The sequence below is a fragment of the Salmonella sp. 5800 genome, from assembly GCF_046558195.1.
GTDB lineage: Bacteria > Pseudomonadota > Gammaproteobacteria > Enterobacterales > Enterobacteriaceae > Salmonella > Salmonella enterica.
Genome location: NZ_JBGDOX010000009.1, coordinates 1 through 14703, shown reverse-complemented (window position 1 = coordinate 14703; position 14703 = coordinate 1). Strand labels below are relative to the sequence as shown.

Sequence of the window (14703 nt, the reverse complement as noted above, 5' to 3'; positions counted from 1 at the left end):
TCTCCTAAGCAGTAAATTGGGCCGCATCTCGTGGATTAGCAGATTGTTTTTTCTTCAATGAACTTGTTAACCAGCGTCATTAACTCGTCCGTTGTCGGTTGAGCAAGAGCCTGCTCTGCTAACACCTTCGCATCTTCGAAGTTCGTGTTACGGATAATCTTCTTAATGCGCGGGATAGAAATGGCGCTCATAGAGAATTCGTCCAGACCCATCCCCAGCAACAGAAGTGTAGCACGTTCGTCGCCTGCAAGCTCACCACACATGCCAGTCCATTTACCTTCTGCATGAGAAGCATCAATAACTTGCTTGATCAAGTTCAGTACGGACGGTGACATTGGCTGGTAAAGGTGTGAAATCATATCATTACCACGGTCAACTGCCAGGGTGTACTGCGTTAAATCATTGGTGCCGATACTAAAGAAATCAACTTCTTTGGCTAAATGACGCGCAATTGTCGCCGCAGCCGGTGTTTCCACCATCACGCCAATCTCAATGCTTTCGTCAAATGCTTTACCTTCGTCACGCAGTTCCTGTTTGTAGATTTCAATCTCTTTGCGCAGCGCGCGAACTTCTTCAACAGAGATGATCATCGGGAACATAATGCGCAATTTACCGAAAGCGGAGGCACGCAGAATCGCGCGAACCTGGTCACGCAGGATCTCTTTGCGATCCATGGCGATACGCACGGCGCGCCAGCCCAGGAACGGGTTCTCTTCTTTCGGGAAGTTCATGTACGGCAGCTCTTTGTCGCCGCCAATGTCCATGGTACGGACGATAACCGCCTGCGAGCCGCACGCTTCAGCGACCGCTTTATAGGCGGCAAACTGCTCTTCTTCCGTCGGCAGCGCGTCGCGATCCATGAACAGGAATTCAGTACGATACAGACCAACGCCTTCCGCGCCGTTACGCTCAGCGCCTTCAACGTCGCGAACGGTACCGATGTTGGCGCAAACTTCGACCTGATGTCCATCCAGCGTGATTGCCGGCAGATCTTTCAGTTTTGCGAGTTCCGCTTTCTCGGTCGCAACCTGCTCCTGGACGGCGCGCAGTTGCTCAATAACATCGTTGGTCGGGTTGACGTAAACCTGGTTGTTTACGGCATCCAGAATCAGATAGTCGCCGTTTTTCACCTGAGAGGTGACGCTACCGGTACCTACGATCGCTGGCAGTTCCAGAGAACGCGCCATGATGGAGGTATGAGACGTACGTCCGCCCGCGTCGGTGATGAAGCCCAGCACTTTCTGCAGGTTCAACTGTGCGGTTTCTGACGGCGTCAGGTCAGCGGCAACCAGGATAACTTCTTCCTGAATCGCGCTCAGATCGATAATGGCCAGACCCAGGATGTTGCGCAGCAGGCGCTTACCGATATCACGTACGTCAGCCGCACGCTCTTTCAGGTATTCGTCATCCAGTTCTTCCAGGGCAGTGGCCTGACCTTCGATAACTTCATGTGCGGCTGCGTCAGCCGTCATGTGCTTATCTTTAATCAGGGCTATGATTTCCTGCTCCAGCTCCTCATCTTCGAGCAGCATAATATGCCCTTCAAAGATGGCTTCTTTTTCTTCACCGAACGTTTCACCAGCTTTTGTCTTGATCGCTTCCAGTTGCGCAGATGCCTTGGCACGACCGCTCAGAAAACGTTCAACTTCCTGATCAACCTTGTCGGCAGAAATTTTTTTCCGGTCAATGACGATTTCGTCTTCTTTCAGCAGCAGTGCTTTGCCGAAAGCGATACCCGGGGATGCTAAAATGCCTGAAATCATAACCCTACCTTACTTGTGACTGATTTTTAAAAGAACCCGGAAAAAAACTTACTCGAGTTCCGCCATCAGTTTGACCAGATGTTCAACCGCTTTCTGCTCATCTTCACCTTCTGCGGAGATGGTGACGACGGTGCCTTGAGTCAGGCCCAGAGTCTGCAGTTTAAACAGGCTTTTCGCGCTGGCGCTTTTGCCGTTGGAAGTCACAGTAATCTCAGAAGTGAAGCCTTTTGCTTCTTTAACAAACTGAGCAGCAGGGCGGGTGTGCAGACCGTTCGGAGCGGTAATGGTAACTTCTTGCTGGAACATTGTATTTCCCCAACTTATAGGTTTAGTGTTGTGGAACTAAAGTCTAGCCTGGCGGCTCAACTTTAGCCTGTATTGTTAGCGCCGGCGTAAACGGGACGCGACACAAAAGGTGTTCTACGCAATCCGTTGCTGGCAACTTATGGCCGCTGACGTTTCGCTCGTCATTAAACATTATGCCGCGAAAGGAAGATTTGAACCAAATCATAAAATCGATTCAGCTAACGCTTTTCCTGTAACGATTAATTTCGCGCATCAAAATAATTAGTCTGGTTAAATACCAGTTCCGGCAGGGTGAATCAATGCCAGGTGAGGTGAAAGTTTGAAGCAGGCCACAAAAAAGCACCCAAAAAGGTGCTTTTTTACGCGTTTTTAACATGCTGGCATCACTGTTGCAGTTCTTTCTCAGTAAAGAGATCGGCGAATAACGCGGTGCTCAGATAACGCTCACCTGATGAGGGTAGGATAACCACAATATTCTTATTGGTAAAGCTTTCATCTTCCTGCAGCTTAAGCGCTGCAGCAACCGCGGCGCCGGAAGAAATTCCCGCCAGAATACCTTCCTCTTCCATCAGACGGCGCGCGGTAGAAATGGCTTCTTCATTGGTGATGCCAACCACTTTATCAATCAGTTTCAGATCCAGGTTGCCTGGGATGAAGCCTGCGCCGATGCCCTGAATTTTATGCGGGCCCGGTTTGATCTCTTCACCAGCCAGCGCCTGGGCGATAACCGGGGAGTCAGTGGGTTCTACCGCAACGGTGATAAGATCGGTTTTACCCTTCGTCCCTTTGATATAACGCGTGACGCCGGTTAACGTACCGCCAGTGCCGACGCCGGAGATAAACACATCCACCTGACCATCGGTGTCTTCCCAGATTTCCGGGCCGGTGGTTTTTTCATGGATTTCCGGGTTGGCAGGGTTGCTGAACTGCTGGAGCAGGAGATATTTTTGTGGATCGCTGGCGACAATTTCTTCGGCTTTCTGAATAGCGCCTTTCATCCCTTTCGCCCCTTCGGTCAGCACCAGATTCGCGCCTAATGCTTTGAGTAGCTTGCGGCGTTCAATGCTCATGGTTTCCGGCATGGTCAGGGTGAGTTTGTAACCGCGCGCGGCGGCGACATACGCCAGCGCAATACCGGTGTTGCCGCTGGTCGGCTCCACCAGTTCCACGCCAGGTTTCAGTACGCCACGCTTTTCGGCATCCCAAATCATATTGGCGCCGATACGGCACTTGACGCTGAAGCTCGGGTTGCGCGACTCCACCTTCGCCAGAATGCGTCCATTACCGATACGGTTCAGTCGAACCAGCGGCGTATGACCGATAGTCAGCGAGTTATCTTCATAAATCTTACTCATGGCCTGTCCTTAACTGTATGAAATTGGGATACCTTCCCAGCATACCTTCCAGCCAGATATGGGGAAGTAAGGATTTCGCATATCTATATGCTGATGGGAAATAATGGTTATCAGTATGGAATAAGAGACAGCATAAGCCATCTCTTATTTATACATTTTTACGTTATTTCCATAACGCGTGCTTAGCACGCCAGCAATCAACCCACATTGCCGTCGCGCCACAGACGGCGACAGGCATAATGAACAGGTTAAGCACCGGAATCATCGTAAAGAGGCTGGTGAGCGCGCCAAATTGCATATTCGCCACCTTCTGCGTGCGCAACGCGGCGCGCATCGTTTTAAACGGCACTTTGTGGTTATCAAACGGGTAGTCGCAATACTGGATCGCCAGCATCCAGGCGCTGAACAAAAACCACAGCACCGGCGCGATGGTTTGGCCAATGCCAGGAATAAAATAGAGAACCAGCAGCACGATAGCGCGCGGCAGATACCACGCCAGCTTTTGCCATTCACGTTTCATAATGCGCGGTACATCTTTCATGATGCCGAGTATGCCGGTATCTGGCGGCGTGGCGCCGGTTAACCGCGCCTCAAGCTGTTCGGCTAAAAGGCCGTTAAACGGCGCGGCGATCCAGTTGGCGAGGGTAGAGAAAAAATAGCCAAAGACCAGCAGAACAGAGATAACCGCAATCGGCCACAGCAGATAGCTCAGCCATTGCAGCCAGTCCGGCACATGACTCATCAACGAAGGTATCCAGGCGTCAAGCTGGGTAAACAGCCACCAAAATGCGCCGCCCATCAGCACAATGTTGACCAGCAAAGGTAAAATAACAAAGCGGCGGATTCCCGGTAGGGTGACTAACTTCCATCCTTGCGAGAAATAATAGACGCCGCTACGTGGTACGGTTGTGGATGATGAAACCATATTCAGGACATACTCCTTTTTCTTAAAGCCCTGGGTAAACGTGGGATATCTTACCCGGTTATCAGACGGTGGATAGTTCGGAAATGTTCGAAAAAACAGCAAAAAGCACATTTTCCTTCATCTTTATGCTGCGAAAGCCAACAGTACACTTGCACTTGACGTAATCGGCAAATACTCTTAGTGAGTAAATGTTTGCCGTGGTGGCAAGGTGTTAGAACAACAGAGAATATAATGATGCAGGATTTGCGTCTGATATTAATCATTGTTGGCGCGATCGCCATAATCGCTTTACTGGTACATGGTTTCTGGACCAGCCGTAAAGAACGATCTTCTATGTTCCGCGATCGTCCACTAAAACGCATGAAATCGAAACGCGACGACGACTCGTATGACGACGATGTCGAAGAAGACGAAGGCGTGGGTGAAGTTCGTGTTCACCGCGTAAATCATGCCCCCGGCCAGTCGCAGGAGCATGATGCCCCTCGTCAGTCGCCGCAACACCAGTACCAGCCGCCTTATGCGTCTGCGCAACCGCGTCCAGCGCCGCCGCCGCAGCCGCAAGCGCCGATGCAACAGCCGGTTCAGCAACCGGTCCAACCTGCGCCGCAGCCTCAGCAGGTTCAGCCATCTGCGCCGCCGGTACAGCCGCCGCAACAGCAGCCTGCACCGCCGTCGCAAGCGCCGCAGCCTGTTGCGCAGCCCGCGCCGCCGCCATCAGCGCAAACCTTCCAGCCTGCGGAACCTGTGGTTGAGGCGGAACCGGTAGTGGAAGAAGCGCCGGTTGTGGAAAAACCGCAGCGTAAAGAGGCGGTCATCATTATGAACGTCGCGGCCCATCATGGCAGCGAGCTTAATGGTGAAGTGTTACTGAACAGTATTCAGCAGTCAGGCTTTAAATTTGGCGATATGAATATTTTCCATCGTCATTTGAGCCCGGACGGCAGCGGCCCGGCCTTGTTCAGTCTCGCGAATATGGTCAATCCGGGAACGTTCGATCCTGAAATGACGGACTTCACTACGCCTGGCGTCACTATCTTTATGCAGGTACCGTCTTACGGCGATGCGCTGCAGAACTTCAAGCTGATGCTGCAATCCGCGCAGCATATCGCTGATGAGGTCGGCGGCGTTGTGCTGGATGACCAGCGTCGGATGATGACGCCGCAGAAACTGCGCGAATATCAGGACCGCATCCGCGAGGTGATGGACGCTAACGCCTGAGGTTAACGCAGGTGTGACATTTTTAACGTAACCCCCGCCTGTCGGGGGTTTTTTATCATTGATGGTGTGATATGGAACCAATCGAACAACAACTGACAGAACTGCGAACCACGCTTCGCCATCATGAATATCTGTATCATGTGATGGATGCGCCCGAGATTCCCGACGCCGAATATGACCGCCTGATGCGGGAACTGCGAGAGCTGGAGGCGCAACGTCCGGACCTTATCACGCCGGATTCGCCCACGCAGCGCGTTGGCGCGGCGCCGCTGACGGCATTCAACCAGATTCGTCATGAAGTACCGATGCTGTCGCTCGATAACGTATTTGATGAAGAAAGCTTCCTGGCGTTTAACAAGCGAGTGCAGGATCGTCTAAAAAGCACGGAAAATGTCATCTGGTGCTGCGAGCTAAAACTGGATGGCCTGGCGGTCAGCATTCTGTATGAAAACGGCGTGCTGGTGAGCGCTGCGACGCGTGGCGACGGCACCACCGGTGAAGATATCACTTCAAACGTGCGCACGATTCGCGCCATTCCGTTAAAGCTGCACGGCGATAACATTCCGGCGCGTCTTGAAGTTCGCGGAGAGGTATTTTTACCGCAGGCCGGGTTTGAAAAGATCAATGAAGACGCGCGCCGCACTGGCGGCAAAGTGTTTGCTAACCCGCGTAACGCGGCGGCGGGCTCGCTGCGTCAGCTCGATCCGCGTATTACGGCGAAGCGACCGCTAACATTTTTCTGCTACGGCGTCGGTATTCTGGAAGGCGGCGAGTTGCCGGATACGCATCTGGGACGTTTGCTGCAATTTAAAGCGTGGGGGTTACCGGTCAGCGATCGCGTGACGCTGTGCGATTCTCCCCAGGCGGTACTGGATTTTTATCGCAACGTCGAAAAAGATCGCCCCACGCTCGGTTTTGATATCGACGGCGTGGTGATTAAGGTCAACTCGCTGGCTTTGCAGGAACAGCTGGGCTTTGTGGCCCGCGCGCCGCGCTGGGCGGTGGCGTTTAAATTTCCTGCTCAGGAGCAGATGACTTTTGTGCGCGACGTTGAGTTTCAGGTAGGGCGTACTGGGGCGATTACGCCGGTGGCGCGTCTGGAACCGGTTCAGGTGGCTGGTGTGCTGGTCAGCAATGCCACGTTGCATAATGCCGATGAAATTGAGCGACTTGGCTTGCGCATTGGCGATAAGGTGGTTATCCGTCGGGCAGGCGATGTGATCCCTCAGGTGGTCAACGTGGTTCTGTCCGAACGCCCTGAAGAGACGCGTCCGATTGTGTTTCCAACGCACTGTCCGGTGTGCGGATCGGACGTAGAGCGCGTCGAAGGCGAAGCCGTTACCCGTTGTACCGGCGGGCTGATTTGCGGCGCGCAGCGTAAAGAGTCGTTGAAACATTTTGTGTCGCGCCGGGCAATGGATGTAGACGGGATGGGCGATAAGATCATCGACCAACTGGTGGAAAGGGAGTATGTCCATACGCCAGCGGATCTGTTCCGTCTGACGGCGGGTAAACTGACCGGTCTGGACCGAATGGGGCCAAAGTCCGCGCAAAATGTTGTAAACGCGCTGGAAAAAGCCAAAGCGACGACTTTTGCGCGTTTTCTCTATGCGCTGGGCATCCGTGAAGTGGGTGAAGCGACGGCGGCGGGGCTGGCGGCTTATTTCGGCACGCTGGAGGCGCTGCAGACCGCTACCATTGACGAGTTGCAGAAAGTACCCGACGTGGGGATTGTGGTCGCTACGCACGTCTTTAACTTTTTTGCCGAAGAGAGCAATCGTGACGTGATTGGGCAGCTACTGGCGGAAGGGGTTCACTGGCCCGCGCCGGTAGTCATTAATGTGCAAGAGATCGATAGCCCGTTTGCCGGTAAAACCGTGGTACTAACCGGTAGCCTGAGCCAGATGTCCCGCGATGACGCTAAAGCGCGTTTAGTGGCGCTGGGCGCGAAAGTAGCAGGCAGCGTATCGAAGAAAACCGATCTGGTGATTGCCGGTGAAGCGGCGGGTTCCAAACTGGCAAAAGCGCAGGAACTGGGTATTACCGTGATTGATGAAGCGGAAATGATCCGCTTACTGGATGCCTGAGATGGAGAAAGAGCAGCTGGTTGAAATCGCCAACACCGTGATGCCGTTCGGCAAATATCAGGGACGTCGATTGATCGACCTTCCGGAAGAGTATTTGCTGTGGTTTGCCCGTAAAGATCAATTTCCGGCGGGTAAACTGGGGGAATTGATGCAAATCACGCTGCTGATTAAAACCGAGGGGCTGACGCAACTGGTGCAGCCCCTGAAACGCCCGCTTTAAGCTTTCGCGGCGCGGCTTTCCTGCTGCGCCTGTAACTTCTCGGTCTGGCGTTTGTAGCGCCGCGCCAGCCCTGCGCAGACCATCAGTTGGATCTGGTGGAAGATCATCAGCGGTAATACCATCATACCCAGCACTGACGTCGGAAACAGAATATTGGCCATCGGGATCCCGTTGGCCAGGCTTTTTTTCGAACCGCAGAAAACAATAGTGATTTCGTCGGCTTTATTGAAGCCGCATTTACGGGCGACAAAGACGTTAATGGTGATGACGATCGCCAACAGTATGAGACTGACCACGACGATAAACAGCAGCGATCCCCAGCCGACTTTGTGCCAGATGCCATTGACCACCGCTTCGCTGAACGCCGAGTAGACCACCAGCAAAATAGAGGTCTGATCCGTTTTCGCGATCCACTTTTTGTTGCGCGCGACCCAGTTGCCGATCCACGGGCGAGACAGGTGTCCCAGCACAAAAGGCAGCAGCAGTTGCAGCATAATTTTGCCCACCTCTTCCAGACTGCCCTGCGCGCCATGAATATTCATTACCAGACCGACCAGCAGCGGCGACAGGAAAATGCCCAGCAGACTGGACGCAGACGCTGAGCACACAGCGGCCGCGACGTTACCGCCCGCGAGTGAAGTAAATGCAATCGCCGACTGCACGGTGGCGGGCAAAATGCACAGATACAGAAAGCCACTGTAGAGCATAGGGTCGACATTGACAGGCGCCCACCAGGCAAACAGTACGCCGAGGACAGGAAAGAGCACAAAAGTGCTGCACATGACCCACAGATGCAACCGCCAGTGGCTGCCGCCAGCGATGATCGCTTCACGCGAAAGCTTCGCGCCATGCATAAAAAACAGCAGAGCGATGGCCGCTGTCGTAATGCCTTCAACGACAGGCACAAAGCCGCCTTCCGCCGGGAAAAAAGAGGCCAGTAGTACCACGGTGATAAGTGTCAGCGTGAAAGGGTCAAGGATACGAAAAAGTTTCATAAAAACTCCTGAAAGTCGGTGCAGCTATTTTGCGTTTTTCGCTTTGAGAAATAAAATTGATTTATTGCATCTATATATGAATCTAGTCGATGAACTATTCACTGCGTCAACTGCGGATTTTTATTACCGTCGCCCAGGCCAAAAGTTTTAGTCGGGCAGGGGTCAGGATTGGACTGAGCCAGTCTGCGGTCAGTCATAGCGTAAAAGAGCTGGAGCGGCAAACCGGCGTCAGACTGTTGGATCGCACTACGCGTGAGGTGGTGCTGACCGAGGCGGGGCAACAACTGGCGACGCGTCTGGAGCGGGTGCTTGATGAACTGAACAGCATACTGCGCGATGCAGGTAGAGTAGGGACACAATTAACCGGCACCGTGCGCGTTGCCGCGAGCCAAACCATTTCTGCGCATCTTATTCCGCAATGCATTGCCCAAAGTAATTCACTTTATCCCGCTATTGATTTTGTATTGCACGATCGTCCGCAGCAGTGGGTGCTGGAGAGCATCCGCCAGGGGGAAGTGGATTTTGGCATCGTTATCGATCCCGGCGCAGCGGTGGATTTACAGTGTGAAGCCATCTTATCAGAGCCTTTTTTACTGTTGTGTCGCCAGGATCATCCGCTGGCGCATCAGGAATGGGTAAGCTGGCAGGATCTTAAACAGGCCTCGCTGGTCTTACAGGATTATGCTTCCGGCAGTCGACCGCTGATTGATGCGGCGCTGGCCCATTTTGCTATTGAGGCGGATATCGTGCAGGAGATTGGTCACCCGGCCACGCTGTTTCCAATGGTGGAAGCGGGAATCGGCATCAGCGTGCTGCCCGCGCTGGCGTTACCGCTCCCGCAGGGCAGCCACTTACAGGTTAAACGGCTGACGCCCGTAGTTGAAAGGCAGCTCATGCTGGCGCGGCGAAAAAACCGATCGCTCTCCACGGCGGCGCAGGCGTTGTGGGACGTGGTGCGTACTCAGGCCAGCGAATTAACCGCCGCGAGGGCGAAAGATCCGCTGTATCAGCTATAAATATCTATCTGTCCGTGTGTGAGGTGCGGTCTTGCCCTGCCATTTTTGACAGGGCAGTGTGTTAAAACAGGTATTTGATGGAATAAATAATGCCATCCTGCAGGAAGGATTCTCCTAACTTATTATCAGCGTAACGATATTGTACTCCTGCGGTCAGGTGAGGAGTCGCATTCCACCACAGCGCTACTGCGCCATTAATGCCATCTTTCCCGCCATTGCCCGCAGCGTAGGACGCATCGCGGTCAAACTCATACTCATTCCAGTTCGTTACGCTGAATTTCTCACTACCCAACGAGAAGCTATAGCCGGCCACCCAACCTAATACATAACCATTATCGCCTGTGTAGTAGGTCTGATCGGTATAACGTTTGGCAAAGAAGGGTTTAAACCAGTAACCGTTACCTGTGAAGTTATAGCCTAAACCATAGAGAAACATGTCATCATGGAAATTAGCGCGATGAGGTGAACCGTACGTCCCGTAGGCATGGAGATAGAGGTTTAATCCTGTATCGCCCAGATAAATACGGTTGGTATTTTTAAAGGTGTAACGCTGTTCGCTGCCTGGTTTAGCGTGGCGGCCATTGTAAAAATTTTCCCAGTCGAAGAATCCGTACATTTCTCCCCAGCTAAAATTCGCTCCGCCTTCCAGTTCCAGGTACCCAAAATCATCTTTATGGGATTTTTTACTGGTTTTTTCCGTGGTGTCTGATGTCCAGTCGAGGTAATGGAGGCCGATATCGGCGAACCCGCCTTTAAATTCCGCATGGGTGAGTGCGGGAATAATGAGTAAAGAAGAAAGCGTCAGAGTAAGAATTTTTTTCATAGCATATTTCCCTATGCCGATAATTATTAATGGGTTAATTAAAAAGAGGCAATTTATAAATATGAAAGCGGCATATTGTTAATATGAAGTGCAAGCAAAAACCAATACTGTTTTCCCTCTGTATTAATACAGAAGCGATCTAAATCTATCGATATTAAATGGCTATTGATGACACGTGAAAAGTGTATTGGTCAGCAAGGGGCGATGGTCGTTATAAAAAGGAGTCAAATTAAATCCGATAGAACAAGGAAACTTATGCCTCACGCTCTTTTTTCTCATAATCCTGAGTATTGTATTGATATTATTCATGCACATAAACCGGCATTTACCCCGCGAGTCGCGTTTATTTTAGGCTCCGGGTTGGGTGCTCTGGCGGATCAAATCGAAGATGCGGTAGCCATTTCTTACGAGAAATTGCCGGGATTTCCCGTCAGCACCGTACACGGCCATGCTGGTGAACTGGTGCTCGGCCATCTGGCGGGGGTTCCGGTGGCCTGTATGAAAGGCCGCGGACATTTTTATGAAGGGCGTGGAATGGCGGTGATGACCGATGCCATTCGCACGTTGAAATTACTGGGCTGTGAAGTGTTGTTCTGCACCAATGCGGCAGGATCTCTGCGTCCGGAAGTGGGGCCGGGTAGCCTGGTTGCGCTTAGCGATCACATTAATACGATGCCCGGTACGCCGATGGTGGGGCCAAACGATGATCGTTATGGCGATCGCTTCTTCTCGCTGGCTAATGCTTATGACGCGGATTATCGCGCCATGCTTCAGTCCGTTGCGGCAGAGGAGGGATTCCCCCTCACTGAAGGCGTATTTGTTTCTTATCCGGGTCCGAACTTCGAAACGGCGGCAGAAATCCGCATGATGCAGATTATTGGCGGCGATGTGGTCGGAATGTCCGTTGTCCCTGAGGTGATTAGCGCACGTCATTGTGGCCTCAAAGTTGTTGCCGTCTCAGCGATCACCAATCTGGCGGAAGGGCTGGGCGATGTAAAACTCTCCCATGCGCAAACGCTGGCGGCGGCTGAACTTTCCCGGCAGAACTTTATCAATCTGATTTGCGGCTTTTTACGTAAGCTGGCCTAAACACAATGACTACGGCCCCGTATTGGGGCTTTATCTCACGGCAAGGAATAAAAAATGGGTATTACGTCCCGCTTAAAAGTCATGTCGTTCTTGCAATATTTTATCTGGGGGAGCTGGCTGGTTACCCTGGGCTCTTACATGATCAACACTCTGGATTTTACCGGCGCGAATGTCGGTATGGTCTACAGCTCAAAAGGGTTGGCAGCGATTATCATGCCGGGCATTATGGGGATCATTGCTGATAAATGGCTGCGCGCTGAGCGAGCCTACATGCTTTGCCATCTGGTTTGCGCGGGGGCGTTATTGTACGCCACCACCGTTACCGATCCCCAGACGATGTTCTGGGTGATGTTGGTTAATGCGATGGCGTATATGCCAACGATTGCATTATCCAATAGCGTTTCGTACTCCTGTCTGGCGAAAGCAGGTCAGGATCCGGTAACGTCATTTCCGCCTGTGCGCGTTTTCGGCACAATAGGTTTTATTGTTGCGATGTGGACGGTGAGCCTGATGGGGCTGGAACTGAGCAGTGCGCAATTATACATCGCTTCTGGCGCATCGTTATTGCTGGCCCTGTATGCGCTGACGTTACCGAAAATTCCGGTAGCCGAGAAGAAGGCGAACACCACGCTTGCCAGTAAGCTCGGACTGGATGCTTTTGTTCTGTTTAAAAATCCACGCATGGCAATCTTCTTTTTGTTTGCGATGATGTTGGGGGCGGTGCTGCAAATTACCAATGTCTTCGGTAATCCGTTCTTGCATGATTTTGCCCGTAATCCTGAGTTTGCCGACAGCTTTGTGGTGAAGTATCCCTCTATCTTGCTTTCAGTTTCGCAGATGGCGGAAGTGGGCTTTATCCTCACCATTCCGTTCTTCCTTAAACGCTTTGGTATTAAAACAGTAATGCTGATGAGCATGCTGGCGTGGACGCTACGTTTCGGCTTCTTTGCCTTTGGCGATCCATCCCCGTTTGGCTTTGTGCTACTGCTGCTGTCGATGATTGTTTATGGCTGCGCATTTGATTTCTTCAACATCTCAGGGTCAGTATTTGTAGAGCAGGAGGTGGACTCAAGTATTCGCGCCAGCGCGCAGGGGCTATTTATGACCATGGTTAACGGCGTGGGGGCGTGGATTGGGTCTCTTTTAAGCGGTATGGCCGTGGATTATTTTTCTATTGATGGCGTAAAAGATTGGCAAACCATCTGGCTGGTTTTTGCCGCCTACGCTCTGGCATTGGCCGTTATTTTTGCATTGTTCTTTAAATATCAGCACCATCCAGAAAAACTGTCGACCAAATCATTAGCACATTAATTTTATTTGACTGGCGAGAGGATGTTCGCCAGTCCATTTTTATGAACAAGGACACAGCATGAAAGAAATTATTCTCTCCTCCGGTATTGGATTTGGTATTGGCGCATTTTTTACTTTATGCCGTATACCTATTCCCGCACCAAATGTTTTACCCGGGGTATTATCTATTGTATTTATGTATATTGGGTATCTTGTCGTTAAATCTATTTTTTACTAGGTAATATGGTAAATTCCAGACGTTATCCCTTATTCCTGGAGTGCGATAGTGATGGAACGAGCCCATCGTATTGATCTAAAGCTATTACGTTATTTCCTCGCTGTTGCAGAAGAATTGCATTTTGGCCGGGCTGCTGCCCGGTTAAATATGTCACAACCTCCCTTGAGTATCCATATCAAAGAACTTGAACAGCAACTGGGTACATTGCTGTTTATTCGTCATTCCCGCAGCGTTGCATTAACCCATGCCGGGAAAGTTTTAATGGAGGAGTCACGTCGCTTGTTAGCCAATGCAAATCAGGCGCTGGCGCGAGTGGAGCAGATTGGTCGCGGTGAAGCGGGGCGCATTGAACTGGGTGTGGTTGGTACGGCGCTGTGGGGAAGAATGCGTCCTGCGATGCGTCACTTTTTGAAAGTAAATCCCAATGTTGAAGTACTTTTTCGCGAAAAGTCTCCAGGTATGCAAATGGCGTTGTTAGAGCGTCGGGAACTTGATGCAGGGATCTGGCGTATGGCTATCGAACCGGCAGTCGGTTTTACCAGCATACGTTTGCATGAATCTGCATTCATGGTTGCAGTTCCGGAAGATCACGATCTGGCATCCAGAGATTCTGTGCCGTTGGCGGCGTTGCGCAATGAATATTTTGTTACGTTGCCTTCCGTACATTCTGATTGGGAATTTTTACAACGTGTATGCCAACAGGCAGGCTTTTCGCCAATGATTATTCGGGAAGTGGTTGAGCCGCAAACGGTGTTGGCGATGATCAGTATGGGGATTGGGATTACGTTGATGGCTGATGGCTATGCGCAAATGAGCTGGCCGGGTGTGGTGTTTCGTCCGTTAGAGGAACGTATTCCGGCGGATTTGTATACTGTGTATGACCAGCAGCAGGCAACGCCAGCACTGGAGAAACTGGTGGCGGCGTTGACGGTATGATGTCTGTGCCGGATGGCGACTAACGTCTTATCCGGCCTACGTGTGCGGTGTCGTCTGTGCCGGATGGCGGCTAACGTCTTATCCGGCCTACGTGTGCGGTGTCGTCTGCGCCGGATGGCGACTAACGTCTTATCCGGCCTACGTGTGCGGTGTCGTCTGTGCCGGATGGCGACTAACGTCTTATCCGGCCTACGCGTGCGGTGTTGTCTGTGCCGGATGGCGACTAACGTCTTATCCGGCCTACGCGTGCGGTGTCGTCTGTAGGCCTGATAATCGCAGCGCATCAGGCAAGACCCGAACCTGCGGCAGGTTCGAATCTTATAAATCGCAGATAGCAAAAAAGCGCCTTTAGGGCGCTTTTTTACATTGGTGGGTCGTGCAGGATTCGAACCTGCGACCAATTGATTAAAAGTCAACTGCTCTACCAACTGAGCTAACGACC

The 14703-nt window shown here is 51.8% G+C and carries 14 protein-coding genes; 8 read left to right on the top strand and 6 right to left on the bottom strand.

Annotation, left to right across the window (positions count from 1 at the left end; translation table 11 throughout):
* Positions 1-35: 35 nt before the first annotated feature.
* The 4 genes from ptsI to cysZ form a co-directional block, all read right to left on the bottom strand.
* The gene (gene ptsI / locus ACLJZ5_RS16395; protein ID WP_000623118.1) at positions 36-1763 is read right to left on the bottom strand and encodes a phosphoenolpyruvate-protein phosphotransferase PtsI; all 1728 of its coding nucleotides are present in this window, start codon (positions 1761-1763) and stop codon (positions 36-38) included.
* Between the two features lie 48 nt (positions 1764-1811).
* Complete coding sequence (gene ptsH / locus ACLJZ5_RS16390; RefSeq protein ID WP_000487600.1) at positions 1812-2069, bottom strand: phosphocarrier protein Hpr; 258 nt, start codon at positions 2067-2069, stop codon at positions 1812-1814.
* A gap of 383 nt (positions 2070-2452) precedes the next feature.
* Positions 2453-3424, bottom strand: a complete 972-nt coding sequence (gene cysK / locus ACLJZ5_RS16385; protein ID WP_000036904.1) for a cysteine synthase A — start codon at positions 3422-3424, stop codon at positions 2453-2455.
* Between the two features lie 163 nt (positions 3425-3587).
* Complete coding sequence (gene cysZ / locus ACLJZ5_RS16380) at positions 3588-4349, bottom strand: sulfate transporter CysZ (RefSeq protein ID WP_000255008.1); 762 nt, start codon at positions 4347-4349, stop codon at positions 3588-3590.
* 231 nt (positions 4350-4580) lie between these two features.
* Between cysZ and zipA the strand changes: the two genes are divergently transcribed.
* The 3 genes from zipA to ACLJZ5_RS16365 all read left to right on the top strand — a co-directional run bounded on the left by zipA (position 4581) and on the right by ACLJZ5_RS16365 (position 7874).
* A complete protein-coding gene (zipA, locus tag ACLJZ5_RS16375; protein WP_023241608.1) occupies positions 4581-5567 on the top strand; it encodes a cell division protein ZipA in 987 nt (328 codons plus the stop codon).
* A gap of 71 nt (positions 5568-5638) precedes the next feature.
* Positions 5639-7654 carry an NAD-dependent DNA ligase LigA gene (gene ligA / locus ACLJZ5_RS16370; protein WP_024798490.1) on the top strand — a complete coding sequence of 672 codons (2016 nt, stop codon included), beginning with the start codon at positions 5639-5641 and terminating at the stop codon, positions 7652-7654.
* Position 7655: 1 nt separating this feature from the next.
* Positions 7656-7874 carry a DUF3820 family protein gene (locus tag ACLJZ5_RS16365; protein ID WP_001519708.1) on the top strand — a complete coding sequence of 73 codons (219 nt, stop codon included), beginning with the start codon at positions 7656-7658 and terminating at the stop codon, positions 7872-7874.
* Here the strand turns inward: ACLJZ5_RS16365 and ACLJZ5_RS16360 are convergent.
* Complete coding sequence (locus tag ACLJZ5_RS16360) at positions 7871-8869, bottom strand: bile acid:sodium symporter family protein (protein WP_000765573.1); 999 nt, start codon at positions 8867-8869, stop codon at positions 7871-7873. The two genes, ACLJZ5_RS16365 and ACLJZ5_RS16360, sit on opposite strands and share 4 nt — an antisense overlap.
* 89 nt (positions 8870-8958) lie before the next feature.
* On the opposite strand from ACLJZ5_RS16360, the gene ACLJZ5_RS16355 reads away from it, so the two are divergent.
* Complete coding sequence (locus ACLJZ5_RS16355) at positions 8959-9885, top strand: LysR family transcriptional regulator (RefSeq protein WP_024157186.1); 927 nt, start codon at positions 8959-8961, stop codon at positions 9883-9885.
* A 61-nt stretch (positions 9886-9946) separates the two neighbouring features.
* Here ACLJZ5_RS16355 and ACLJZ5_RS16350 read toward each other — a convergent pair whose 3' ends face one another.
* Complete coding sequence (locus ACLJZ5_RS16350; protein WP_000722926.1) at positions 9947-10708, bottom strand: outer membrane protein; 762 nt, start codon at positions 10706-10708, stop codon at positions 9947-9949.
* A gap of 255 nt (positions 10709-10963) precedes the next feature.
* Here ACLJZ5_RS16350 and xapA point away from each other — a divergent pair, with 255 nt between their 5' ends.
* The 4 genes from xapA to ACLJZ5_RS16330 are packed head-to-tail and all read left to right on the top strand — an operon-like array spanning position 10964 to position 14261.
* Positions 10964-11797, top strand: coding sequence for a xanthosine phosphorylase (gene xapA / locus ACLJZ5_RS16345; protein ID WP_001119748.1), 834 nt, complete (start codon positions 10964-10966; stop codon positions 11795-11797).
* A 54-nt stretch (positions 11798-11851) separates the two neighbouring features.
* Positions 11852-13108, top strand: coding sequence for a nucleoside permease (locus ACLJZ5_RS16340; protein WP_000513241.1), 1257 nt, complete (start codon positions 11852-11854; stop codon positions 13106-13108).
* A 58-nt stretch (positions 13109-13166) separates the two neighbouring features.
* Positions 13167-13325 (top strand): XapX domain-containing protein, encoded by a 159-nt coding sequence (locus ACLJZ5_RS16335; protein WP_000658727.1) that lies wholly within the window; start codon positions 13167-13169, stop codon positions 13323-13325.
* A 51-nt stretch (positions 13326-13376) separates the two neighbouring features.
* Positions 13377-14261, top strand: coding sequence for a LysR family transcriptional regulator (locus ACLJZ5_RS16330; RefSeq protein WP_024798093.1), 885 nt, complete (start codon positions 13377-13379; stop codon positions 14259-14261).
* Positions 14262-14703: the final 442 nt, after the last annotated feature.

Bases quoted from the DNA above. Each gene is read 5' to 3' on its own strand.
- ACLJZ5_RS16340 (WP_000513241.1), top strand. From the start codon at position 11,852: ATGGGTATTACGTCCCGCTTAAAAGTCATGTCGTTCTTGCAATATTTT.
- ACLJZ5_RS16330 (WP_024798093.1), top strand. From the start codon at position 13,377: ATGGAACGAGCCCATCGTATTGATCTAAAGCTATTACGTTATTTCCTC.
- xapA (WP_001119748.1), top strand. From the start codon at position 10,964: ATGCCTCACGCTCTTTTTTCTCATAATCCTGAGTATTGTATTGATATT.
- ACLJZ5_RS16350 (WP_000722926.1), bottom strand. From the start codon at position 10,708: ATGAAAAAAATTCTTACTCTGACGCTTTCTTCTTTACTCATTATTCCC.
- cysZ (WP_000255008.1), bottom strand. From the start codon at position 4,349: ATGGTTTCATCATCCACAACCGTACCACGTAGCGGCGTCTATTATTTC.
- ACLJZ5_RS16365 (WP_001519708.1), top strand. From the start codon at position 7,656: ATGGAGAAAGAGCAGCTGGTTGAAATCGCCAACACCGTGATGCCGTTC.
- ACLJZ5_RS16335 (WP_000658727.1), top strand. From the start codon at position 13,167: ATGAAAGAAATTATTCTCTCCTCCGGTATTGGATTTGGTATTGGCGCA.
- zipA (WP_023241608.1), top strand. From the start codon at position 4,581: ATGATGCAGGATTTGCGTCTGATATTAATCATTGTTGGCGCGATCGCC.
- ACLJZ5_RS16360 (WP_000765573.1), bottom strand. From the start codon at position 8,869: ATGAAACTTTTTCGTATCCTTGACCCTTTCACGCTGACACTTATCACC.
- ACLJZ5_RS16355 (WP_024157186.1), top strand. From the start codon at position 8,959: ATGAACTATTCACTGCGTCAACTGCGGATTTTTATTACCGTCGCCCAG.
- ligA (WP_024798490.1), top strand. From the start codon at position 5,639: ATGGAACCAATCGAACAACAACTGACAGAACTGCGAACCACGCTTCGC.
- ptsH (WP_000487600.1), bottom strand. From the start codon at position 2,069: ATGTTCCAGCAAGAAGTTACCATTACCGCTCCGAACGGTCTGCACACC.
- cysK (WP_000036904.1), bottom strand. From the start codon at position 3,424: ATGAGTAAGATTTATGAAGATAACTCGCTGACTATCGGTCATACGCCG.
- ptsI (WP_000623118.1), bottom strand. From the start codon at position 1,763: ATGATTTCAGGCATTTTAGCATCCCCGGGTATCGCTTTCGGCAAAGCA.